The sequence below is a fragment of the Bacteroides caecigallinarum genome, from assembly GCF_021530995.1.
GTDB lineage: Bacteria > Bacteroidota > Bacteroidia > Bacteroidales > Bacteroidaceae > Phocaeicola > Phocaeicola faecigallinarum.
The window spans coordinates 12938-36758 of record NZ_JADYTF010000021.1; the positions used below are offsets into that span (position 1 = coordinate 12938).

Genomic DNA, 23821 nt, shown 5'->3' on the forward strand with positions numbered 1-23821 from the left:
GTTTAAACACTGTTTAAATGCCGTTTCATATAACTAAATGAAGGTGCTGATCAATTCATCATCGAGGGATTGTTAATCCATATCGGGATGACCTCTTTGCTCTCCGGGCGGTTGATGCCAATCAGCTTCCGGAATAGAGGAGAAATCTTGTACTGCTCAAGTATATATTTTTTCTGTTCTTTATCATAGTGTGAACGAATCATTTCCACAAACCCCATCCAATTGAAGAAGCGTTCCATAATACGTATATTAAAACATGAAACGGCCGAATTGAAATATAGGGAATCAGACGTTTCGTAGAAAAATGCAAAGTCCGCCTCCACCTCAGCATACTTGGCGGCATAAAACTCTACACTACGAAATTCGTTGCCATAAGTATCAAGCAGAACTGCAACGTGGTTAAGGGCATTATTAAATGACGTAAATTCGCATGAATCCATAAGTGATGTATTAGCCATTTCCTGAGTGTAATAGAACAGATAATGAGCCAGGCGTTTTGGATGACCTTTCATCTCCTTTCCCAACCGGGTAAGCCTAAGTGTACCTTTATACTTACGGAAAAGATTGGCATATTTAAGATAATCCCAGATTATAGCCATCTGTGGAATGGCAGATAGTGTCATTTTCTTCCTTGGAAAATTTTCCCAATAATAGTCTTTCGGCCCAAGAGGATAAAGCTCTTCTATAACAGCTATTGTAGGATTTCCCACTTTGGTGAGAGGAAGCCCATCGGCAGCCATATCAAGCATACGGTAAATCAGATTGACGAGTGGCATCTCAAGATACACGTTTTCATCTGCAAAATCCTTTAGATATGCAGTATCTTCATCTTTTGTCCAAAAGTGGTCGGATATATAATCGTTCATAATTAGGTTCTGTTCAGTGATGATAGTTAAAATCAGTAAGGCTATTTTGTCTATTCATTAACCGCTAATATTGCGATAAATATTAAAAGCTGTGTATACTTATGCACAAAATATGGTATTTATTATAAAGTGTGGTGCGTTATTAAGCCTGTATAATATCTGTCGGGTATATAATCCGTGCAGTATTCTTGTTGCGTGGCTCGTTTTTCAGGAAAAGCATTACATGAATACTTTGTCCCTTTTTGATAAAAGGCAGGTATTTTATCTTTGCTTCAAGTGAATTTACAAGCCTTTTCGCATCTTCTACGGTAGTCCATTTGCATTCTCCTATGAGGATATGCTTCATGTCGATTGATTCGGCCACCACGTCAAGTTCAATCATTTCTCCTTCCTTGCTTTCTTCTGTAAAGATTTTTCCCCACCACCGTGTAGCCATATTGTATGCTATGCCGTCAATGAGGTTGCCGCTCACAAATTGGCGACAAAGATGCTCCCAGCATTCGCCTACATATCCGGGAAATTGCGCTTTTATGATGGATAGAACTGTTTCTGTCCTTCCCAGTTCCAAAATAGATTTATATGGCGACACAAACCTGTAATTGAATTCCAGCAGGCTGTCATTGATACGGTATAGCCCTTTCTTGCTTTTCTTCTCGTCCTCGCCAAAAGGCACTTCACGGCGTATATACCCCAATTCCCTCAGTTTACCTAATGGCTCTGTTATCTGGGTGGCATCCTTGCCTGCCCGTCCGGCTATTTCTGACAGGCGGTTAGCTCCGTTGCCGATGATAGAGAGCAGCGTAGATGCCTGTACGGTATCACGCATATCATCCCTTAACAGACGTATCGGTTCGTCTGCTAAGAAACCTTTGTTATCCAAAAGCAGTTTTTTGATGGCTGTTTCATTGTCCTTGTAGTCGGCTCTTAGCTCCCAATATCGGGGGATTCCTCCCCATACTGCATATTCTTCTATCGCCTGCTTGCTGTCACAGCTCAGTGCTTGCCCTATGTATTGTACGGGTATGGGTGTTAGGCGTATGATTTCATCCGCCAGTCCGTAAAGAGGTTCTTTCTTGTCAAGTATATAGCCCTGCATCAGCTGTTGTGACGAACCACATATAATAAGGTTGAACTTCAGGCATTTCTCGTTAAGCAGCTTTTGTATAACGGATGGCAGAGAAGGACAGCTTTTTACAAGATACGGAAATTCATCAAGGCAGACTGTGCTATTTTCCGCTGTATGACGGTTCAAGGCACGCAATAGAGTTTCCCAGTCAGGATATGTAACCTTGTCAAAGTCCTCAATGCCTCCCATTGCAGCTGTTTTTGCAAATAGCATACGCTGGTTTGCCTCATTGGTCTGGTCACTTAAAAAATAAATATCTTTCCGATTCCAGTCCATGATTTCCATAATAAGTTTAGACTTGCCTATTCTTCTGCGTCCATAAATGACAATGAACTGTGGCTTTTCTCTTTTTAAGGCTTCTTCCACTCTTTCCAGATACTCCTTTCTGTCTATAAACTTTTTAAATTCCATATTACTTTAAATATATCTTTCACGAAGATAATCTTTCTGAGAGATAATTCAAAAAGATATAGGATTTATTTTATGCTAATTCGAGTTTTGCAGGTTATGAGAGACTTAATCTACGGAAAGCATTGATGACTGCTGATTGTAAAACAGCTTTTCGTATTGCGTTTTCCTTATAGTAGTGTCCCATCCGCCTACTTCGTCGTCAGTATGTCTGTTTATCCCCGTATATGTCAGGCTGGTATCTTCATAACGCTTGAATTTGAATATGGCATCATTCATGAGCGGAGCATTGAATACACCGAGCGTGCATAACATATTGAAGTCCTCCACACTAAGTCCTGTAACCTTTTTGAACAGTCCCGGCTCCAATTGCGTGATGACATCTTTCAGACACCTTTCACGATAGTCCGTCAGATACATAAACACGGGAATGCGTGTAGCAAACTTGATAAGTTTCTCCTGAATCTGTTTGCGCTTGCTTTTTATTTCTTTCTCCTCGTCAGAGAGTTCCTTTTTCTCTTTCTGTGTAGGATTAGGGTTATCCTTCTTGGCTTTTTTTACAGCGTCCGACTTGTTTATAATTGTAGTAAGGTCGTTGTTCAGATTTCTGAATCCTTCGATATTCATCAAGGCCTTCATTGCTTCCGGACTGTCAAGCAGACGTTTCAGCGTGTCATTATCCACATTTACAAGCAGTGCTGATTCCCATCTTTTAGCAAGCAAGGTGGCAGATGTTCCGGCAAGGGCAATGTCGAGAATGTCCTGAGCGTTCACCTCTTTCATGCTGCTGCCATCGTATGCCAGTACCGGCAGAAACTTTATAAACTCTCCAACTTTGGCTTCCGGATTCGATTCGTTGATGTCCAGTCGGCAACTGTAGTCTGAGATTTGGCGTAAAGCCCTGTCAAGAGCAAAATCGAAAACATAGCACTCTTTCTTCATTATGGTCTTGTCGCCAGTTTCGTTTCTTACTTCCCATGGACTTTGCACTCTGAATGCTGCCTGAAAATAAGTTTCCGGGCTTTTCAGATTGCGTAGCATGAATATTCCTGTCCACGGTTTTACGGTAACGCCCGTAGTCAATTTTCCACACGTCAGTGTTATTGTCTTGGTCTTAAGAGGGTTGCCCATACATGCCTGTACCGGATATAGCGCATCCAGTCCGATACCTGCCCCTGTTCCGGCGCATACAATAACATTATAGTCGTGGTAAAATCTGTTTTGCCTTTGCTTCAGCAGATTTGCCATTGCGAAACATGAAGCGACATTGGGCAGGAACCAAAGAGTGTGGGACAACAAACCGAGCAACCGTGCATCGCTGAACGGCATCGGAGGGCGCTTGTCCTGACCGAGTTTCAAGTCGTCTATACTTGCAGGCAGATATGCTCCCCTAATCAAATCCAGCCATTTCTGCACCTCATTTTCGTATTTGAACCTGGCAGAATCCCCTTTGCCTTCGGCTGCAAAAAACAGATTCAGGTCGAATTCGTCGAACTCTCCCTGTCTTGCCACATCCTGTATCTGGTCCGGCATACGGTAAGTGAGCATCACCATTCTTGGCAATGAAAGATATGGATTGTCCGCTCCCTTCCAGTTGGCTTTGGCACGCTGTTCGTCAGAATAAGTCCAGTTGAATATCTGTTCTTCTATAAACTCGCCATTGTTTATTGCCCTGAAAGGTGTTCCGGATAGAAACAGATAATATTTCGTAGATATAGGCAGCCATGTTTCGTTTATGGCATTGCTAGCCTCGTCTTTCTGGTATTTTTCGGCATCGAAATCCACTTCATTTTCTTCATCCTCCTTTTCAAACAGTTCCTTTGCACGTTCCTTCCATGCTCCGAAGTGATACTCGTCGAATATCACCAAATCCCAAAGTGTGGCATGTATAAACTCGTTTTTTGTCTTTATGCCTCCACTTTCATTTGTGCCAAGCAAGTCCTGAAAAGAACCGAACACCACTATAGGCTTCGACTTGTCTGCCCTGCTGAATTCCTGGTCAATGTTCAGATTGTTGTTTCTTGCATCTTTGTTTGATATGAACTGCCATCCCTCAAAGTCGATATGCGACACAAGGTCTTCACGCCACGCAGATTCTACAGCCGGTTTGAAAGTCAGGACCAATATACGCGACAGATTCATCTTTTTGGCCAGCTGATAGCTTGCAAAAGTCTTACCGAAACGCATCTTCGCATTCCAAAGAAACTTAGGTATTCGGTTGGGTTCTTCCTTTACAGCCTGTTCAAAATAAGACTTGGTCTGTTTCACGGCACGGAACTGTTCCGGACGCATACCGAAGCTCTGAGTCCTGTTCTCTACGTTTTCCAAACCTGTACGCAACGAAAGAATGGCCGCTTTTACGTCTTCCATTGAGCAATCGAACCATTCGTCTGTTTTGTCAAGAGGATTGAGGCGGTGGAAGCCTTTACGTTCGAGAAGTTTGTGTACGTTCTTGTCGGTGAAGCAGGAGCCGTCATTAGTCATAGCAGATTCAGTCAGAACGATTTCGTATCTGATTTTGCTTGTGTGGAGTTGTTCGTCTATGCGTTCCTTTGCTGTTCGGTCTGTGTAACCAACTTTCAGATAACCTTTGTGTGAATCTACACCTAACAGCTTGTAGGCGTAGATAGTTGGGGTTACGGTAGGGCGTTGAGGGAAGAAGTTCTGTTCCATAGTGTTATTCCATTGGGCGTATCATTGATTCTATAAAGTTTATTTCTTCTTGTGTCAGATTGTATTTTTTGTAAAGTTCTTGGTCTGTCCATGGTTTGGAGAAGTCTTGGAGGGGAACGAAGGAATAAACTTTAGAAGATGCATGTTGAGTGTTTTTCTTGAGTAAAACCATGAATCTAAAAAATTTTGTTTTAATATATGAAATTACATTTTCCGCTTGCAACTGAGTATTGTAAGGACCAATAACAAGGTATGTTTCTGTACAACAGCTATTAGGTTCTCCAATGAATGGCTTATTAATAATTTGATGTGGAAAATCTTCTCCTGCGCCATAAGCCATTGTAATGTATACTTTATATTTGTTTACCCAATCTTGATTCCTTTCTATTTCAGACAGTTTAATATATCCTATTCCGCCATTTTGATATACTAATATTGAACAATTATTGTCTTTGTTCTTTTTCCCACGAAAAGTTGTTGGAAGTCCAAAAGGTTTTCTGCTACTTACATAATTATCCATCGTTATCTTATTAGAAAGTTGGACTTTATGTAAAATACTGATTGCTTCATTATATCTTATAAAAATATCACAATTCTTTTCCAATAAATATCGTTCCATTTGTGATGATATAGTATTACCCTTATGAGTAGAAACTTTACATTTTCCTTTATAAACTTTATCCCATATAAAATAACATATACCACCTTTAATCTGAACTCCAGGAAAACAATCTGCTGTTTCTGGATAATCGTGTATTTCTTTTATTCTATTGTCTCGTAGCATTTTGTCCCTAAAATCGTCAAGTCCCTTTCCACCTGCATACCAACGTGCTGGAATAATCATGCATATATATCTTGGGTTTAATTTTTTTGCATTGTCAATAAATAAATGATATATTGGTCTTGCACTTGCCTGTGCTCCTCCATCACTCATCTGATACGGCGGATTTCCTATAATCACATCGAATTTCATTTTAAAGACCTTCTCTACATCTAAGTTGTGAATAAATTGGTATGCGTAGCTCTCTAATTCCTGTTTACGGTCGTATTCACTTTGTGACGCACCGCAATAAATACATTTGCCATCTTTCCATGTGTGGTTGATACGCTGGTAAATAATATTCCCTTGAGGTTTGTTCTCAGGAAATTGGTAAGCCGAGAACTGGCTGCTTGGGTATTTACTGCAATACACACTTCTGCGCGACAGCAAGCTGGTAAGTTCGGTAATGGCGAAGCCGAACAACTGCTTTGAGAAAATATGCTCGATACGTTTTTCAAGGTCAGGAATCTGACGTTCAAGACCTTTAATCAACCTCTTGGCAATCTCACGAAGGAAAACTCCGCTCTTGCAGCATGGGTCGAGAAATCTTGTATCAGGATTCTCAAACAGTTCTTGCGGAAGCAAGTCGATTATTTTATTAGCCAATTCTGGAGGAGTGAATACTTCGTCGTTGCTCAGATTGGCTATGCAGGACAGTACGTCCGGATTATAGACGTTATGTAATAAACTATTCTCCATAATCTTGAACTTTTTTATAGTGGGTGATGTATCTTCTTAGGAATATTCCGCCCTCTTCCTTTTGCTCCTCGCTGAGAGCGAAAAGATTACCTTCGCTGTTATCATTGTAAAGTAGAAGATCGGACATGGTATAGTCCGAGCGTTGCATCTGGTTGCTGCTGATTAGTGTCCATTCGGAAAATACTATCGGTGCCGAAGTGTCGTTCCCTTCGGCATCAACACACATAAGAGTCAGGGCATTTCCGTTGATGATATTTCTGCTGATGATAAACTTTGCAGCCTGTCTGGCTTCTTCTGATGCTTCCGATTTGCAGTGCGCTGTGTATTCTTCGTTCCAGATGGAGAACAGACGTTCGCGACATTCCTCTACGTTGTCACGCATGATATCCACACCGTATAGACTGCCGATGGCTACAATAGCCTGTTTCTCATAGTCGTAAGGGCTGTTTTTGTATTTCCGGCGGAGTTCGGACAGCTTGCGCTTTAGTATAGCAGTCAGGAAATTACCGTTACCGCATGCCGGTTCCAGGAAACGTGAGTCGGGACGGAGGCATTCGTTGGCTACAAGGTCGAGCATGGCATTTACCTCGCGCTCGGCAGTAAAGACTTCGCCTCTTTCCGCTACTCGCTGTCGGGATATGATTTGGGATTTTTTCTGATTGTTCACCGCCATTTGCAGCCATAATTAATGCGGATAAGGGCTACAATACCGCGGTAATATATTAAGGTGTAGACATAAAAAAAGCGTGAAGCCCTGCATACTGTTGCTCGCTCCACGATCTGAGGCCTTCGCATTGCCCATCCTGCCGAAACGAGCAACGTGAGAGCCCACGCTGATATGTATAATACGACCTCTATACCGGAAGCTTCCATTAAGTGTATGGATACACCTATGGCTGTACGGTATTTGAGGTATGTATATAACACACCTACGGGGCATCTACGTTGCTTTGTTTTTGACAGGATTTTTGAAAGTTGCGAAGTTTCAGATCGTCAAAACCAAAGCGTAGTAAACGCCTTTGAATATGTCATGTCCCTGTTACCTCATCTTTTCTAACGTATTAAGAAAAGAACGTTTGGTACAGGTCTGTGCGATTTTCAAGTAAAAAAAAGGCTCAAAACCGTTTTCGTTTATGGAAATCGCAGTCTTTGTTTCGCAAAGTTAAGGAAAATATTTTCATCTTCCTATAAAGATGAGTAATTATATATTCTTGTTGCCGCTTTCATCTGTATTGGTATTATCCGTTTCATTAATAGGTCTCACAAAGTTGTTGAAATATTCCTCACGAACCTTACTACAGCTGTGTTGCCATTCCAACGTCCTAAATCTGTTCTGCAACTCACTCAATCGTTCCATAATCTCATCGAAAGAAGGGGCATTGGCATAGATGAAGCCGATTTGCATCTGTTTATAGTCGTTACGCAAAACATCTTCTATGCTTTTAGGAGGCAGGAACAATATTGTGTGTGGAAGATGACTCGTATAGTCCAATCCACTCCAAGCCGTAAACTTTTTACGATGAGTCACAATGTCCTCGTATAATTGTACATCCTGCATTGCTTTCATAGCAAACGGTTTATCCATCATCTTTACAATGTCATACATGTGTCGTGTGATACGTTCGATATGCGTACAGCCATTGGGACGGTTAAACTCTTCATGCAAAAGAAAAATCTTTTCCAGGAATGTTCGTCCGGGCACTACGGTAGGAACAGTGAATATGGGTAATGAGAACTCTTCACCTGGATAAGCCTCTTCTATCATAGAACGCATTTACACATCTTCTGACGGTTCCATGAGTGAACGACAACTTATCTCAACTTTGACTCGCTCGGGTATATATTGCATTTTTGTTTGCAGCACTGAATTATACTCGACAAATAGGACTACAGGATCAAGGTCACTGACGGGGGTCTCTGGAACTATAACCTTACAGCTCTCTGATAACCCAAACTCTTTTAATCTGGTCTCAACGTCGAACGCGAAAGAGCCATCTATGAACTTCTTGGAGTCTTTCCTCAACTTAGTCCGTTGACTTTTAGTCTCAATATTTGTAAAGCCGAGATATTGGGGATCTATTGCAAGGTCAATATCTTCCGAAAACCGTTCTATTAATCCCCAACCTTTGCTAAGGCTTGTTCCTCCCTTGAAAACAAAAGCTGCTGCATACGGCAAAGAAAATATGGAACGTAACACCATACTGACCCAGTAGTCCTTTTCTACGGCATTGTCCACAATCCCTTTATCTTCGGCCACATTAGCTAAAATGGTAAGTTGTTCTTCTTTTGTAAGATTGGTAAAATTCATAATGCAAGTCTTTGTTTAATCCATTGCGGGGCAATGCTGTAATCGTATTTGATTTCATCAGGACTACCATATTTTTCAATAGCTTGTTTTATGATTGCAACCTGTTCATCTGTCACATTATCTTTCCCTAATTCTTTCATGGCAGCGACTATAAGTGGGAACAAGTCTGTCTTGTAGGCAAAATTGCGAGGTGCGCTACGCTTGAATATGATTTTACGGTTCCCGATAGTAAGTTCCCTTGCTGTGGCATCTGTCAAATAGACTGCATTCATCGTGACCTGTGTGGAAAGTCCCAATTTGTTCAATGCTGTCAATCCACTAGGTATAATACGAGCCTTGTCCTTTTCCGCTATAACGTATGCGATATCTTCTATAGAGGGACGAAGTACACCGAACTTATTCCGTAATGGATATAGATATAGACCTTGAGAAAGACGAATGAGCACACCCTCTTTCTCTAATCGGGAAAGCGCACGAGTAACTAGCCCATCATTATTCAGATGTGCAAAATCACTCACCATATAAAGCCTGTTCGGTCCGTTTCGGTCTATGATGTTTCGTATTTCCTTCGTCAGTATCGTCTTCATATCCACAATGATTTCACTTGTAAAGATACGATATTACTCTTGATGTAGCAATAAAATGTCCGAAATTCTTAAAGAAAATCGGACATTATAGAAAATGCTTTGCGGTTTAATACCCCGATCATGGACCGAATACATTAAGTTAGGGTTATCATAGTCCGCCAAGGGGATGTTCTAACAGCCCCATTGTAGAACATTAAAACCATACCTCAAAATGAAGAGCTTTTATTAGACAGTGGGGCAAAATAATAATAACTTATGGGAAACCGACAGAATATGGGAACTATACGGTATCAAATAAAAGAAAAAACGTTCTTGATGATAATTTTTTAATAAAACGCCTACTCTTAATTACCGTTACACGTTCGTGTAACTAGAGTAACACGAATGTGTGACTTTTGTAACACGAACGTGTAACGCGTGTAACACGAACGTGTAACACCGATTTTCTCTTGATTTATCAGAGTGGATATCTGACTGTAAAATGAGTTGATTTGGAACGTAGCATATTTTTGCTGGATTATCCAAATAATGAAGTAAGACGCGGATTCTTATCAATGATTGCACAAACAGTTTGGGCGGCATTGAAAACGAATATGTGTAATATTTTCCTCCGAAACCGGAACCATAGAGGAGTGGGATGAAAAAAAATAAGAAAAAATTATCATTTCATACCTTATTATATTATGTACCCTCATTTTTTTTTCTACTTTTGCCATCAATAATCAATTTGAACCTGAAATATGCAGAACAATCTGGTAATAGTAGAGTCTCCCGCAAAGGCCCGAACCATAGAAAAGTTCTTGGGCGACGGATATAAAGTCATGTCCAGCTACGGGCATATACGTGACCTGAAGAAGAAATCCTTCAGCGTAGATGTAGAACATGGTTTTGCACCTATATACGAAGTTCCGGCTGACAAGAAAAAACTTGTGGCACAGCTCAAGACTGAGGCTGACAGCGCAGACATCGTATGGCTGGCAAGTGATGAGGACCGCGAAGGAGAGGCTATAGCATGGCATCTGCAGGAAGTACTGAAACTGAAAGAGGAAAACACACGCCGAATAGTTTTTCATGAAATAACCCCTAATGCCATAAAACATGCGATAGAGACACCGCGAGGAATAGACCTCAGTCTGGTTGATGCACAGCAGGCACGCCGTGTGCTCGACAGAATAGTAGGTTTCGAACTCTCGCCTGTATTGTGGAAAAAGATAAAACCGTCGCTATCGGCCGGAAGAGTGCAGAGTGTTGCGGTAAGACTTATAGTGGAACGCGAACGCGAAATCAATGCATTCAGTCCGAAGGCAGCATTCAGAGTGATTGCTGTGCTGACAGATGCTGATGGAGCTGAAATCAGAGCGGAACTGTCTGTACGTCCGGAAACAGAGGAAGAGGCACGCCGCATACTGGAACAGTGTGCAGGAGCTGACTTCGTGGTGGAAGATATCAGTACCCGTCCGGTGAAACGCAGTCCGGCACCTCCTTTCACTACTTCAACTCTTCAGCAGGAAGCTGCAAGAAAATTGGGCTACAGTGTGGGACAGACCATGATGCTGGCTCAGAAGCTTTATGAAAACGGATATATCACATATATGCGTACCGACTCCGTAAACCTTTCGGAACTGGCTCTTGGAGCATGTGCGAAAGTGATTACCGAAAAGGCCGGAGAGAAATATCTGCGTACTCGACAATACCATACTCATACCAAAGGGGCTCAGGAAGCGCACGAAGCTATCCGTCCTACATATATGGACAAGGAGAAGATAGACGCTACTGCCCAGGAACAGAGACTGTACGACCTTATACGCAAGCGTACTTTGGCTTCGCAGATGGCCGATGCCGAACTGATGAAGACTACTGCTGTTATTGCTGCCGAAGGTACAGACTGCAAGTTTAATGCAGCCGGACTGGCAGTGATATTCGACGGTTTTATGCGTGTGTATAGCGAGAGTCTTGATGATGACTCCGAACGCGAAGACGAAAGCCGTCTGTTGCCGCCGATGAAGGCAGGACAGAAACTTGAACGCAAGGACATTCGTGCTACTGAACGTTTCAGTCAGCCGCCAGCAAGATATACGGAAGCCAGCCTGGTGAGAAAACTTGAGGAGCTTGGTATCGGACGTCCTTCTACATACGCTCCTACAATCTCAACTGTGCAGCAGCGCGGATATGTGGAAAAAGGTAGCCGTGAGGGAGTGGAACGTCAGTTCAGACTTCTTGTTCTCGACAAGAAAGGAAACATCACTTGCGAAACCAAGACAGAAACAGCAGGAAGCGAAAAACAGAAACTTATGCCTACAGATGTGGGTGTGGTGGTGACTGACTTCCTTATGGAATATTTCCCTGAAATTATGGATTATAACTTCACTTCGGGAGTGGAAAAGGAATTCGACGAAGTGGCTGCCGGCGAGAAGTCATGGACAGACATGATAAGCCGTTTCTACAAGGCTTTCCATCCGCTTGTGGAGAAAACTTCGGCTTCGAAGGCTGAACACAAGGTGGGCGAAAGACTCTTGGGTGAGGAACCTTCTACCGGAAGACCGGTGTCTGTAAAGATCGGACGTTTCGGTCCTGTGGTACAGATTGGTAGTGCCGATGATGAGGAAAAACCACGTTTCGCTCAGTTACGCCGCGAACAGTCTATGGAGACTATCACTCTGGAAGAAGCTTTGGAATTGTTCCGTCTGCCACGTATGCTTGGCGAACACGAAGGAAAGCAGGTGAGTGTGGGAGCAGGTAAGTTCGGACCGTATGTGAAAATAGACAATGTATACGTGTCTGTTCCTAAGGATAAAGACCCGCTGACCATCACTCTGGAAGAAGCAGTACAGATGATTAAGGACAAACAGGAAGCTGAGGCAAAGAAGGTGATTAAGGTATTTGCCGATTATCCTGACCTTCAGGTATTGAACGGAAGATATGGCCCTTACATCGCAAGCGAAGGAAAGAACTATAAGATTCCTTCGGGAGTGGAACCGGCAGACCTTACTGCTGAGGCTTGCTTCAAGGTGATTGAACTGCAGAAAACCAAGGCGGAGACGAGAAAGAGGAAAAAATAACAATAAACAACTAAAGAAACCAATGAGAATATTCCTGACCGGATATATGGCTTCGGGCAAGACCACATTAGGAAAGGCTTTTGCCAAGGCTTGTAATCTTAGTTTTATCGACCTCGACTGGTATATCGAGGAGCGTATGCACATGTCTGTACGCGATATCTTTGCCTCAAGGGGGGAAGAAGGATTCCGTCAGCTGGAAAGGAATATGCTGCATGAAGTATCGGAATTCGAAAATGTTGTAGTGGCTTGTGGAGGGGGAACTCCATGCTTTTTCGACAATATGGAGATTATGAACAGCCGTGGAATCACTGTGTTTCTTGATGCTTCGCAGGACGTCTTGTTCCGCAGGTTGAAACAGGCTGCTGCAAACAGACCACTAGTGGCCGGAAAATCGGACGATGAACTGAGACAGACTATATCCGATGGACTGGAACGTAGAATGCCTTTCTACTCGAAGGCTGCTATAAAGCTGGATGGCAGCAGACTGGAAAGCAGGAAGCAGATAGATGATACGGTGGAAATACTTAAGAATCTGATAAATAATATTACTGACTGATGATGGGGCTGTAAATCCCGGATAATGATAATTGATAGGACATTATTAATTTTTAATTGTTAATTATTAATTCAAGAAATGCGAAAATGGCGTATTGAAGACTCGGAAGAGCTTTATAACATCACCGGATGGGGTGTTTCTTATTTTGGAATAAACGAGAAGGGACATGTGGTGGTTACTCCGCGTAAGGACGGGGTGGCTGTGGATCTGAAGGAATTGGTGGACGAACTTCAGCTTAGGGACGTTACGGCTCCCATGCTGGTGAGATTCCCGGATATTCTGGACAATCGTATCGAGAAAATCTCGAATTGTTTCGGACAGGCATCGAAGGAGTATGGCTATAATGCCCAGAACTTCATCATCTATCCCATCAAGGTGAATCAGATGCGTCCTGTGGTTGAGGAGATTATCAGCCACGGAAAGAAATTCAATCTCGGACTTGAGGCCGGTTCAAAACCTGAACTGCATGCCGTGATTGCCATCAACACAGATTCCGATTCGCTTATCATCTGTAACGGATATAAGGATGAGAGTTACATCGAACTGGCTCTTTTGGCTCAGAAGATGGGTAAACGTATTTTCCTTGTGGTGGAGAAAATGAACGAACTGAGACTGATTGCCAAGATGGCAAAACAGTTGAATGTGCGTCCAAACATTGGTATCCGTATCAAACTGGCTTCATCGGGTAGCGGTAAATGGGAAGAAAGCGGTGGCGACGCAAGTAAGTTCGGACTGACTTCGAGCGAACTTCTTGAGGCACTCGACTTCATCGAAAAGAAGGACATGAAAGACTGTCTGAAACTGATTCACTTCCACATTGGCAGCCAGGTGACAAAGATACGCCGTATCAAGACTGCTCTGAGAGAGGCTTCACAGTTCTATGTACAGCTTCATCAGTTGGGATTCCCTGTTGAGTTTGTCGATATAGGCGGTGGATTGGGAGTTGATTACGACGGTACCCGCTCGCCAAACAGCGAAAGTAGTGTGAATTATTCTATTCAGGAGTATGTGAACGACTCTATCTCTATAATGGTGGATGCCAGCAACAAGAATGGTATTCCTCATCCGAACATCATCACTGAAAGTGGACGCTCGCTTACTGCTCATCATTCTGTATTGATATTTGAAGTGCTGGAGACTGCTTCTCTTCCTGCTATGGACGAGGATTTCGAGGTGTCTTCGGACGATCATGAACTGGTACAGGAACTGTATGGCATTTGGGACAACCTGAACCAGAGCCGTATGCTTGAGGCTTGGCACGACGCACAGCAGATTCGTGAGGAGACTCTCGACCTGTTCAGCCATGGTATAGTAGATTTGAAGACAAGAGCGCAGATAGAGAAACTTTACTGGTCTGTCACTCGCGAGATAACACAGATAGCATCAGGACTGAAGCATGTACCTGAAGAGTTCAGAAATATCGACAAGCTTCTTGCCGACAAGTATTTCTGTAACTTCTCTCTTTTCCAGTCACTACCTGACTCTTGGGCTATCGACCAGATTTTCCCGATCATGCCTATACAGCGTCTTGACGAGAAACCTGACCGTACAGCTACACTGCAGGATATCACTTGTGACTCTGATGGTAAGATTGCCAATTTCGTTTCGTCAAGAAGCGTATCGCATGATTTGCCTGTTCATACTCTTAAAGGCAAGGATTCGTATTATATCGGTGTATTCCTTGTAGGTGCTTATCAGGAAATCCTTGGCGATATGCACAATCTGTTCGGTGATACAAATGCGGTTCACGTAACTGTAAACGAGAAGGGTTACAGCATCGACCAGGTGATAGACGGTGAGACTGTAGCGGAAGTGCTCGACTATGTACAGTACAATCCTAAGAAACTTGTGCGTACGCTGGAAACTTGGGTTACCAAGTCTGTGAAAGAAGGACGTATCTCGCTCGAAGAAGGAAAGGAATTCCTTTCTAACTATCGTTCGGGACTTTATGGATATACTTATTTGGAATAATATGGAAAAACTTACTATTATAAAGGTGGGCGGAAAGATTGTAGAGGAACCTGATACGCTTGCACGCCTGCTTGACGATTTCGCTTCAATACCGGGATATAAACTGCTGGTGCATGGCGGAGGACGTTCTGCCACAAAGGTAGCTGCACAGTTGGGTATTGAAAGCACTATGGTTAACGGTCGTCGTGTGACAGATGCCGAGACATTGAAAGTTGTAACTATGGTTTACGGTGGATTGGTGAACAAGAATATCGTTGCCGGTCTTCAGGCAAGAGGTGTGAATGCCATCGGTCTGACAGGTGCTGATATGAATGCCATTCTTTCTGTGAAACGTCCTGTCAAGGATGTGGACTATGGCTTTGTGGGCGATGTGAAGGAAGTGAACGGAAAGATGCTTTCTACACTTATCTCTCAGGGAATAGTTCCTGTAATGGCTCCTCTTACTCACGACGGCAAAGGCAATATCCTGAACACAAATGCTGATACCATAGCCGGAGAAACAGCAAAAGGACTTGCTTCTTACTTCGATGTCACTCTGGTGTTCTGCTTCGAAAAGAAGGGTGTTCTTAGTGATGAGAACGATGATGACAGCGTAATACCTGTCATTACTCCTGAACTCTTCCGCAAATATACTGAAGAGGGTGTAATCCAGGGAGGTATGATTCCAAAGCTTGAAAACTCTTTCTCTGCTATCGACAATGGTGTGAAGCAGGTTATAATCAAGCAGGCATCGGATATCAGTGATGCTTCTGCGGGAACAGTTATCAGAAATGAGTAATTATACTGGATATGGGGCGGATTTTTGATTCCGCCCCTTTCCTTTAATATGTTTCTCCAAAACGAAATGTGTTTTCATGGCAACAAGACGAATAATCCCGGATGATGATTTCGGCAAAATAGTTATAGGTACACGCATAAATGCCAGAAACATATCAATGCGTGTGAAGAAGGACGGACTTTATGTCACTGTCCCTCCGTTCACTAAGACGGACCGCATTATGCAGGTAATTGCCGACTACAGACCGAAACTGCTTGCTTCTTTCACCAAAGCATCTCCAAAGATTATAACAGACGGATTCTCGATTGATGCCCCATGTTTCAAGCTTACCGTTGGGGTGGGAGGAATGAAGTGTTTCTCCGTTCGTCGTGAAGAGGAGGGAGTGATGAAGATTCTATGTCCGCAGAATGTGGATTTCAATTCTCCGCAGACACAGAAACTGCTGAATGCGGCCATTGTGCGTGCCATGAAGAAAAGTGCCGAAGAGTTTTTACCGCCTTTACTGAAGTTCTGGGCAGAGAAATATGGTATGACGTACCGCAAGGTGAGGATAACAGGTGCAAAGTCACGCTGGGGAAGCTGTACATCAAGAGGTACTATAAGCCTTTCCTGCTATCTGATGCTGCTCCCCGTACATCTTATGGACTATGTGATTCTGCATGAGCTTGCCCATACCAAGGAGATGAATCATGGACCCGGTTTCTGGAAACTCCTTGACAGCATGACAGACGGTGCTTCACATCAGCTCAGGGCACAGTTGCGCAAATTCAAGACCGATTTCTTGTAAAACCTTTCTTTGCCCATTTCATGCTGTTCCATCGTTTTACGAATACTATGGCACGTATGTTTTCGTCCAGAAGGAAGGCTATCCACATACCGACAAGTCCCCATCCCCAGTAGATGCCGAGCAGATAACTCAGACCTACAGATACAGTCCATTGCACTACAACTCCAAGGTAGAACGGGAAGTTTACGTCGCCGGCAGAACGGAGTGCGTTTGTGGCATAGATGTTTACGGCACGGCCAATCTCTACAAGGATGTCAATCATCAGTATTGTTACTCCAAGACGGACAATTTCTTCATTGTCTGTGAGCATACTGAATATGGTGTGGCCGAATACCGCCCATATACATGATAGTATGAGGGACACGAGAATGGAAATACGCATGACGAACTTGCCGAGCAGATAGGCTGCACGTATCTTGTTCTGTCCCACTAAGTGCCCGATGCTTATTGCTCCACCCTGTGCCATGGCGATGGCAAACAGATAGACGAACATCACTATGTTTACGGTGTATGTACGTGTGGCAAGCGCATTGTTGCCAAGTATATTGATGAAATATGTGATTACTACCTGCGAGAAACTGTAGGACATGTTTTCTCCTGCAGAAGGAATACCGATTTTGAGCAGATTTTTAAGCTCTATCCAAGGGAAAGGTCTGAAAAGAGCAAGAGGGAATTTAGATATATGTTTTCTGAAGAGTATTACGAAAAGCACTACCATGCTTACTCCTCGTGCGATGGAAGTGGAAATGGCGGCACCCTCGGCACCCATAGCCGGAAAACCGAATTTACCGAAAATCAGTATATAGTTTCCAACGATATTCATGATGTTCACCAGAACGGTGACAAGCATAGGATAGATAGCCTTGTTGGCACTGCGGAGTGATGCGGAGATGGTGAGTGATATAGCCTGGAAAAAAGCGAATGCACCTACTATCTCCATATAGCCTATACCGTATTGTAGAAGCTCCGGACGAAGCCCCATCCAGTCGAGCAGGGTTACGGCTCCGAAATGCAGTATGGCACTGACCAGCAGACCTACAACCAGATTCAGCAATAGTGATACGCCTACCACCTGTACCATTTTTTGCTGCATCTTTGCACCGAGATATTGCGAACACAACACTGATGTGCCGATGTTTAGAACCTCGAAGATGAGGAATGCAAACATTATTATCTGGTTTACAACTCCTACTGCCGCCACACTCTCGTCAGAATACTGGCTCAGCATTATGGTGTCTATTGCTCCTAACATCATTATAAGGAGCGTTTCTATAAAAATAGGGACTACCAGTTTGGTTAGTCCCTTTTTGATATTAGTCTGTTGAATAACTTTGTCCACTTGGCTTTCGATTTTTCCGGCTGCAAAGTTACGTCATTATTCCAATATGGCGTATTGATATATGTCAAGTTATCATCAGATGCAACTTTCTTTTATCGCATTTATCACAGCCGATGTAAATCCGTCATGTTCCAGTCGGTTCAGACCCTTGATGGTTATACCGCCAGGAGTGGTAACCTTTTCTATTTCAGTAGCCGGATGTGAGTCCTCATCATTAAGTAGAATCTGTGCGGCACCAAGCATGGTCTGCGCAATCATTTTCTTTGCTTCCTTTGGCTTGAATCCAAGTTCGATACCTGCCTGCATGGCTGCCTGGACATATTTGAGGACGTAAGCTATTCCGCACGATGTGAGCGAAGTACCTGCCGGGAAAAGCTTTTCTTCTATCAGTATGGCAACCCCCATCTCATTGAACAGCTTGATCATCATGTCTGTCTGTTCTGCCGAAGCGTTTCTTGAAGCTACAAGTGTCAGACTTTCGTTTATGGCAATTGCAGTGTTAGGAATTACACGGAATATAGGCATCTCCGGATCAACAAAATGAGCCAGGTCCTCGAAAGTAAGTCCTGCTGCTACTGAAACGAGAATCTGTGGCTGTCGCAGACGTAGAGGCTTGAGCACCTCTTCCATCTTCCATGGTTTCACAGCAAGGATTACTATGTCAGCTCTGTCGGCAGCTTCCTTATTGTTGTTGGTTATGTTTATTTCAGGATATTCTTCTTTCAGTTTCTCAAGCTTAGCGTTGCTCGGATTTGAAACTGTGATGCTGCCTGCATCAATATACTGTCCGTGTGCCAGGCCGCGCGCTATGGCGCCACCCATGTTTCCTGCACCGATAATTGCTATTTTCATACTTTTCTGCCTTATTTTACTACATTGTGAAGTCTTTCCAGGAAGTCGTCAGCTTCTGCCATACTCAGGCAAAGAGGAGGCAACAGACGGATGACATTTGTTCCGCTCACACCAGTAAATACTTTCTGTTCGAAAAGAAGTTTGCTGCGGATTTCCTTGATCGGTTCTTCAAACTCCATACCAATCATAAGTCCCAGTCCGCGAAGTTCCTTTATTCCTTTGAATGACTTAAGCTCTTCCATGAGGTGTGCACCTACTTTTGCAGCGTTTTCAACAAGGTTTTCTTCCTTCATCACATCGAGAACAGCTATTGCAGCAGCACATCCCAGATGGTTACCTCCGAAAGTAGTACCAAGCTGTCCGTAAACCGGTGTGAATTTAGGGCTGATTAGAACTGCGGCCATAGGGAAGCCGTTTGCAATACCTTTTGCAACTGTAATCATATCCGGCTTGATATCCATATACTGGTGAGCGAAGAACTTACCGCTTCTTCCGTAGCCTGACTGTATTTCGTCAAGAATGAGTACAGTGTTTGTCTCATCGCATGCACGGCGAAGTTCTTTCATGAACTCTGTGTTTGGCACCTGGATACCGCCCACACCCTGTATACCTTCGATGATAACTGCGCATACATCACCCTTTGAAAGTTCTGCCTTTACAGCCTCAGTATCATTAAGAGGAAGATATGTTACATGTCCGTTGTCGTTTATCGGAGCTATGATTTTAGGATTGTTTGTCACCTCCACTGCCAGTGAAGTACGTCCGTGGAAAGCTTTTGCAAAAGAAATAACTCTGGTGCGTCCGTTATAGAATGAAGCCAGTTTCAATGCATTCTCGTTGGCTTCGGCACCTGAGTTGATCAGGAACAGCTGATAATCATCGTAACCACACATAGCTCCAAGCTTTTCGGCAAAGTCTTTCTGCAGTGTATTGATTACCGAGTTTGAATAGAAGCCCAATTTTGCTACCTGACTGCTTACGGCTTCTACATAATGCGGATGGGCATGTCCTATGGAGATTACAGCATGTCCTCCATACAGGTCAAGATATTCATTGCCTTTCTCGTCCCATACGTGGCAACCTTTACCTTTTACTATGTTGACATCGAAAAGCGGATATACATCGAATAGGGTCATTTTTTAAGTTTTTAGTTGTTAGACTTTAGTTTTTAGTTGTTAGTTTTAGCTGTTGGTCGTTTGAACTAATAGCCAATAACTAAAAACTAACATTAAAACGCGCTTGGTTTCAGTTTCAATCCTACAGTTTCCTCAAGATTGAACATGAGGTTCATGTTGTGAACAGCCTGTCCGCTTGCACCTTTCAGCAGATTGTCTATGCAGGATACGATGAGCAGTTTGTCGCCGTGCTTTTCAAGATGGATAAGACATTTGTTAGTATTAACCACCTGTTTCAGGTCGATATTCTTGTCGATGATATGTACGAAAGAATCTTCTGCATAATAATCTTCATACATTTTCACCAATTCTGCAAGCTCTACTTTGGTCTTTACCACAATTGTAGCGAAGATACCTCGTGCGAAGTCGCCACGGTAAGGAATAAAATCTATATCAGAATCGAAACTGTTCTGAAGCTGGCACAGTGACTGCTTGATTTCTGGAACATGCTGATGCTGGAACGGTTTGTAGATGCTCATGTTATTGTTACGCCAGCTGAAGTGGCTTGTGGCACCAGGCTTTACTCCGGCTCCGGTACTTCCTGTTATGGCATTAACCATTACGTCGCCATTGAGCAGCAGGTTCTTTGCCAAAGGCAGAAGTCCCAACTGGATACAAGTGGCAAAGCATCCCGGATTGGCTACATGCTTGCTATGGCAGATGGTGCGTCTGTTCAGTTCCGGCAGTCCGTATATGAAATCATGGTCGTCGCTCTTGATACGGTAGTCCATTGACAAGTCGATAATCTTCAGGTCTTCAGGAACATTATGGCTTTCCATGAATTTCTTTGTGTCTCCATGTGCAGTACAGAAGAACAAGACGTCTATAGTGTCAAGAGGAAGTTCGTCTGTAAATGTAAGTTCAGTCTCGCCGTAAAGTCCTTCGTGAACGTCTGTAATCTTGTTCCCGGCATTACTTGAACTGTTTATAAATACAATCTCTACGTCAGGATGATTGATAAGCAGGCGGATAAGTTCGCCTGCCGTATATCCCGCTCCACCAATAATACCTGCTTTTATCATACGTCCGCCTCGTCTTTATGGTTAGCATAGTAAGCTCTGAGCGGAGTAGAAAGAACTTTGATGAATCCTTTTGCATCATCGGCAGTCCAGCCTTTCTGCATTTCGCCGTATTCACCGAATTTGTTCTTTACGAGGTCATCCTTAGAATCAACGCCTACAGTTGAGAAGCAGTAAGGACGCAATTCCAGAATAACTGTACCGTTTACGTTACGCTGGCTTTCTGTAAGCATAGCTTCGATGTCGCGCATAACAGGTTCCAGATACTGGCTTTCGTGAAGGAACATACCATACCAGTTGGCAACCTGGTCTTTCCAGTACTGCTGCCATTTGCTCAAAGTATATTTTTCAAGGAACTTGTGTGCGCCGATGATAAGCATAGGAGCTGCAGCCTCGAATCCTACACGTCCCTTGATACCGATGATTGTATCACCTACGTGCATATCGCGACCGATACCGTATGCTGCACCGATTTCTTCTATCTTCTGGATAGCTTTGATCTTATCGTCGAACTGCTCGCCGTTTACAGCGCAGATTTCACCTTTCTTGAATTCAAGTCTCAATTCCTCTGAACCTGATTTCTTAACCTGTTTCAGGTAAGCGCTTTCAGGCAATCCCTGAGCTGAGTCTAAGATTTCACCACCACAGATTGATGTTCCCCAAATACCTACGTTGTAAGAGTATTTCAGTTTTGTGAAATCAGCCTCGAAACCATGTTCTTTCAGATAGTTTATTTCGTATTCGCGACTCAAGGCCATATCACGTGTAAGAGTGATGATTTCCACACCCGGAGCCATTACAAGGAATGTCATGTCGAAACGAACCTGGTCGTTACCGGCACCTGTAGAACCGTGTGCAATGGCATGCGCGCCGATTTCGTTTGCGTAACGGGCAATAGCCAAAGCCTGGAAAATACGTTCTGAGCTAACTGAGATAGGGTATGTACCGTTACGGAGAACATTACCGAATACCATATATTTCAAGCTCTTTTCGTAGTATTCCTGAGTCACATCAAGAGTAACATATTTTACAGCTCCAAGTTTATAGGCATTTTCTTCGTTCTGTTTCAGCTGTTCAGGGCTGAAACCACCTGTGTTGGCACATGCCGCATATACTTCATATCCTTTTTCTTTTGCCAAATACATCACTGTGAACGATGTATCAAGTCCGCCGCTGAATGCGACTACTACTTTTTTCTTTTCCATATATGTATGAGTTTTTAGTTTTTAAGTTTTTAGTTTTTTAGTTTTTAGTTTTTAGTTTTTAAGTTCTGTTATCATATACCAACTTAAGAACTGACAAACTCAAAAACTTACAATTAGAAATTATTTATTTTATCGTCCTGGTGTAAAGCAGGATCATATAACATGGCTGTACAGATACAGAATTTTCTGTTTTTAGCCATAAGAATTTCGTGGTTGATACAACCTTCGCAACCTTTCCAGAAAGCTTCGTCGTCAGTCAGCTCGTTGAATGTTACAGGCACATATCCCAATTCAGTATTCATTTTCATTACTGCAGCTCCCGAAGTAAGACTGAAAATTTTGGCTTTTGGCCAGCGGAGACGCGCAAGAGTGAAAGATGCGTGCTTGATACGTTTTGCCAGACCCAATCCTCTGTATTTTGGATGAACGATAAGTCCTGATGTTGCCACGTACTGCTTGTTACCCCATGATTCGATGTAAGTGAATCCTGCCAGGTCGTCACCGCATAATGCAATGATAGCCTTGCCTTCTTTCATCTTTGTGGCAACGTATTCGTGTGTTCTTTCAGCTATTCCGGTACCTCTTACCTTTGCAGCTTCTCTAATAGTGTCCAATATGCTGTCCACATACACTTCGTGGCTTGCATCTGCCACCATTACGTCTATCTGTTTTTCTGTTTCCATCTTTGTGGTCTATTTAAAGGTGAATGACTTATCTCTCAGCCATTCTTAGTAAGCTTGTTGGTTATATATTATGTTTTTTATTTATATTCGTTGATGTTTGGAATAATCTGGCTCAGCGTATTAATTATAGTATGATGTGAGAAACCTTCTTTGATTACCATCATTATTGTATCATCTCCGGCTATTGTTCCTAAAATTTCTTCGAAGCCATGGTTGTCTATGTCGTATGCCAAACTGCTGGCATATCCCGGACGAGTTTTAATTACTGCAATGTTTCCTGAGAATTCTATTCCCATAAATCCGTTGTGTCGCATCATCTCTGTTGCTCCAGGAGGATTTGTCATTCGCTTATACATTGTGTTGTTTGGTAGAACATAAACGTAATTACCGTTCATGCTCGCGGCCTTGGCAACTTTCAACTGCTTAAGATCTCGTGACAGCGTGGCTTGTGTCAGGCTGTAACCCTCTTTATTAAGCTCGCGAAGCAATTCGTCCTGGCTTCCGATTTCTTTTACGGAGATAATCATCTTTATGGCATCAAGCCTGTTATTCTTACTTTTCATTGTATAATTATTCTATATCGGGCGCAAATATACGTCTTATTATTGTAATTCATGCATAAAAACAAAGTTATTTATAGTTTTATTCGTAAAAAATGTGAAAACATTGTATAAATAATCATCGTTATGGAATATGTATTACTTTTTCGTACCTTTGTAAAAAGAAATTACGAAAAAGGTCTAAGTGATTGAAAATGAGTTGCAGTTACCAACTCATAGTAGCAATAGGTTACGAATTAGTTAGTTATCTGCTGTTTTATTCTTCTGCGCATTGCGTAACCTTCAAAGAACTCTTCGTATGCAAAAGTAGCACTTTAATGGCATATATTGAAATAAAAATCCAGCTTTTT

At 42.9% G+C, this 23821-nt stretch carries 18 protein-coding genes and 1 pseudogene; 5 read left to right on the plus strand and 14 right to left on the minus strand.

The genetic code is table 11. The annotated features are described in order from the left end of the window. Window positions 1–50: 50 nt before the first annotated feature. From I6E24_RS04870 to I6E24_RS04900, 7 genes and pseudogenes are all read right to left on the minus strand, one after another. Entirely contained in the window at window positions 51–866 is an 816-nt protein-coding gene (locus I6E24_RS04870; RefSeq protein WP_235326703.1) for a hypothetical protein, read from the minus strand. Between the two features lie 142 nt (window positions 867–1008). After that, on the minus strand, window positions 1009–2403 hold the full coding sequence (locus tag I6E24_RS04875; protein WP_235326705.1) for an ATP-binding protein: 1395 nt from the start codon (window positions 2401–2403) through the stop codon (window positions 1009–1011). A gap of 105 nt (window positions 2404–2508) precedes the next feature. Further along, window positions 2509–5073, minus strand: a complete 2565-nt coding sequence (locus tag I6E24_RS04880) for a GIY-YIG nuclease family protein (RefSeq protein ID WP_235326707.1) — start codon at window positions 5071–5073, stop codon at window positions 2509–2511. A gap of 4 nt (window positions 5074–5077) precedes the next feature. Then, window positions 5078–6592, minus strand: coding sequence for an Eco57I restriction-modification methylase domain-containing protein (locus I6E24_RS04885; RefSeq protein WP_235326709.1), 1515 nt, complete (start codon window positions 6590–6592; stop codon window positions 5078–5080). Further along, on the minus strand, window positions 6582–7265 hold the full coding sequence (locus I6E24_RS04890) for a restriction endonuclease subunit M (protein WP_235326711.1): 684 nt from the start codon (window positions 7263–7265) through the stop codon (window positions 6582–6584). The genes I6E24_RS04885 and I6E24_RS04890 overlap by 11 nt, the downstream gene beginning before the upstream one ends. A gap of 528 nt (window positions 7266–7793) precedes the next feature. Then, window positions 7794–8900, minus strand: a pseudogene (locus I6E24_RS04895) (nucleotidyl transferase AbiEii/AbiGii toxin family protein). Further along, window positions 8897–9487: a DUF6088 family protein gene (locus tag I6E24_RS04900; protein WP_235326713.1), complete on the minus strand. Its 591-nt coding sequence runs from the start codon at window positions 9485–9487 to the stop codon at window positions 8897–8899. The pseudogene I6E24_RS04895 and the gene I6E24_RS04900 overlap by 4 nt, the downstream one beginning before the upstream one ends. Before the next feature lie 740 nt (window positions 9488–10227). Between I6E24_RS04900 and topA the strand changes: the two genes are divergently transcribed. The 5 genes from topA (at window position 10228) to I6E24_RS04925 (ending at window position 16638) form a co-directional block, all read left to right on the plus strand. Next, window positions 10228–12546 carry a type I DNA topoisomerase gene (topA, locus tag I6E24_RS04905; protein WP_235326715.1) on the plus strand — a complete coding sequence of 773 codons (2319 nt, stop codon included), beginning with the start codon at window positions 10228–10230 and terminating at the stop codon, window positions 12544–12546. 22 nt (window positions 12547–12568) lie between these two features. Further along, a complete protein-coding gene (locus I6E24_RS04910; protein ID WP_235326717.1) occupies window positions 12569–13102 on the plus strand; it encodes a shikimate kinase in 534 nt (177 codons plus the stop codon). A gap of 78 nt (window positions 13103–13180) precedes the next feature. Beyond that, window positions 13181–15073: a biosynthetic arginine decarboxylase gene (gene speA, locus I6E24_RS04915; RefSeq protein ID WP_235326719.1), complete on the plus strand. Its 1893-nt coding sequence runs from the start codon at window positions 13181–13183 to the stop codon at window positions 15071–15073. 1 nt (window position 15074) lies between these two features. Next, on the plus strand, window positions 15075–15851 hold the full coding sequence (gene argB / locus I6E24_RS04920; protein ID WP_235326721.1) for an acetylglutamate kinase: 777 nt from the start codon (window positions 15075–15077) through the stop codon (window positions 15849–15851). 76 nt (window positions 15852–15927) lie between these two features. After that, window positions 15928–16638: a M48 family metallopeptidase gene (locus I6E24_RS04925; protein ID WP_235326723.1), complete on the plus strand. Its 711-nt coding sequence runs from the start codon at window positions 15928–15930 to the stop codon at window positions 16636–16638. Here the strand turns inward: I6E24_RS04925 and I6E24_RS04930 are convergent. From I6E24_RS04930 to I6E24_RS04960, 7 genes are all read right to left on the minus strand, one after another. Further along, entirely contained in the window at window positions 16619–17977 is a 1359-nt protein-coding gene (locus I6E24_RS04930; protein ID WP_235326725.1) for an MATE family efflux transporter, read from the minus strand. The genes I6E24_RS04925 and I6E24_RS04930 overlap by 20 nt on opposite strands. A gap of 75 nt (window positions 17978–18052) precedes the next feature. Next, window positions 18053–18829, minus strand: coding sequence for a pyrroline-5-carboxylate reductase (gene proC / locus I6E24_RS04935; RefSeq protein WP_235326727.1), 777 nt, complete (start codon window positions 18827–18829; stop codon window positions 18053–18055). Between the two features lie 11 nt (window positions 18830–18840). Next, a complete protein-coding gene (locus tag I6E24_RS04940; RefSeq protein ID WP_235326729.1) occupies window positions 18841–19965 on the minus strand; it encodes an aspartate aminotransferase family protein in 1125 nt (374 codons plus the stop codon). Window positions 19966–20057: 92 nt separating this feature from the next. After that, a complete protein-coding gene (argC, locus tag I6E24_RS04945) occupies window positions 20058–21026 on the minus strand; it encodes an N-acetyl-gamma-glutamyl-phosphate reductase (protein WP_204507786.1) in 969 nt (322 codons plus the stop codon). After that, on the minus strand, window positions 21023–22228 hold the full coding sequence (locus tag I6E24_RS04950; protein ID WP_204401806.1) for an argininosuccinate synthase: 1206 nt from the start codon (window positions 22226–22228) through the stop codon (window positions 21023–21025). Before I6E24_RS04950 ends, argC begins: the two co-directional genes overlap by 4 nt. Before the next feature lie 113 nt (window positions 22229–22341). Next, a complete protein-coding gene (locus tag I6E24_RS04955) occupies window positions 22342–22911 on the minus strand; it encodes a GNAT family N-acetyltransferase (RefSeq protein WP_204507787.1) in 570 nt (189 codons plus the stop codon). A gap of 77 nt (window positions 22912–22988) precedes the next feature. Beyond that, window positions 22989–23474, minus strand: coding sequence for an arginine repressor (locus I6E24_RS04960; RefSeq protein ID WP_204401810.1), 486 nt, complete (start codon window positions 23472–23474; stop codon window positions 22989–22991). Window positions 23475–23821: the final 347 nt, after the last annotated feature.

Excerpts from the sequence above, each read along its gene's own strand:
- I6E24_RS04925 (WP_235326723.1), top strand. The coding sequence starts at position 15,928 with ATGGCAACAAGACGAATAATCCCGGATGATGATTTCGGCAAAATAGTT.
- I6E24_RS04885 (WP_235326709.1), bottom strand. The coding sequence starts at position 6,592 with ATGGAGAATAGTTTATTACATAACGTCTATAATCCGGACGTACTGTCC.
- I6E24_RS04910 (WP_235326717.1), top strand. The coding sequence starts at position 12,569 with ATGAGAATATTCCTGACCGGATATATGGCTTCGGGCAAGACCACATTA.
- I6E24_RS04950 (WP_204401806.1), bottom strand. The coding sequence starts at position 22,228 with ATGGAAAAGAAAAAAGTAGTAGTCGCATTCAGCGGCGGACTTGATACA.
- argB (WP_235326721.1), top strand. The coding sequence starts at position 15,075 with ATGGAAAAACTTACTATTATAAAGGTGGGCGGAAAGATTGTAGAGGAA.
- argC (WP_204507786.1), bottom strand. The coding sequence starts at position 21,026 with ATGATAAAAGCAGGTATTATTGGTGGAGCGGGATATACGGCAGGCGAA.
- speA (WP_235326719.1), top strand. The coding sequence starts at position 13,181 with ATGCGAAAATGGCGTATTGAAGACTCGGAAGAGCTTTATAACATCACC.
- I6E24_RS04900 (WP_235326713.1), bottom strand. The coding sequence starts at position 9,487 with ATGAAGACGATACTGACGAAGGAAATACGAAACATCATAGACCGAAAC.
- I6E24_RS04880 (WP_235326707.1), bottom strand. The coding sequence starts at position 5,073 with ATGGAACAGAACTTCTTCCCTCAACGCCCTACCGTAACCCCAACTATC.
- topA (WP_235326715.1), top strand. The coding sequence starts at position 10,228 with ATGCAGAACAATCTGGTAATAGTAGAGTCTCCCGCAAAGGCCCGAACC.
- proC (WP_235326727.1), bottom strand. The coding sequence starts at position 18,829 with ATGAAAATAGCAATTATCGGTGCAGGAAACATGGGTGGCGCCATAGCG.
- I6E24_RS04940 (WP_235326729.1), bottom strand. The coding sequence starts at position 19,965 with ATGACCCTATTCGATGTATATCCGCTTTTCGATGTCAACATAGTAAAA.
- I6E24_RS04955 (WP_204507787.1), bottom strand. The coding sequence starts at position 22,911 with ATGGAAACAGAAAAACAGATAGACGTAATGGTGGCAGATGCAAGCCAC.
- I6E24_RS04870 (WP_235326703.1), bottom strand. The coding sequence starts at position 866 with ATGAACGATTATATATCCGACCACTTTTGGACAAAAGATGAAGATACT.
- I6E24_RS04890 (WP_235326711.1), bottom strand. The coding sequence starts at position 7,265 with ATGGCGGTGAACAATCAGAAAAAATCCCAAATCATATCCCGACAGCGA.
- I6E24_RS04875 (WP_235326705.1), bottom strand. The coding sequence starts at position 2,403 with ATGGAATTTAAAAAGTTTATAGACAGAAAGGAGTATCTGGAAAGAGTG.
- I6E24_RS04960 (WP_204401810.1), bottom strand. The coding sequence starts at position 23,474 with ATGAAAAGTAAGAATAACAGGCTTGATGCCATAAAGATGATTATCTCC.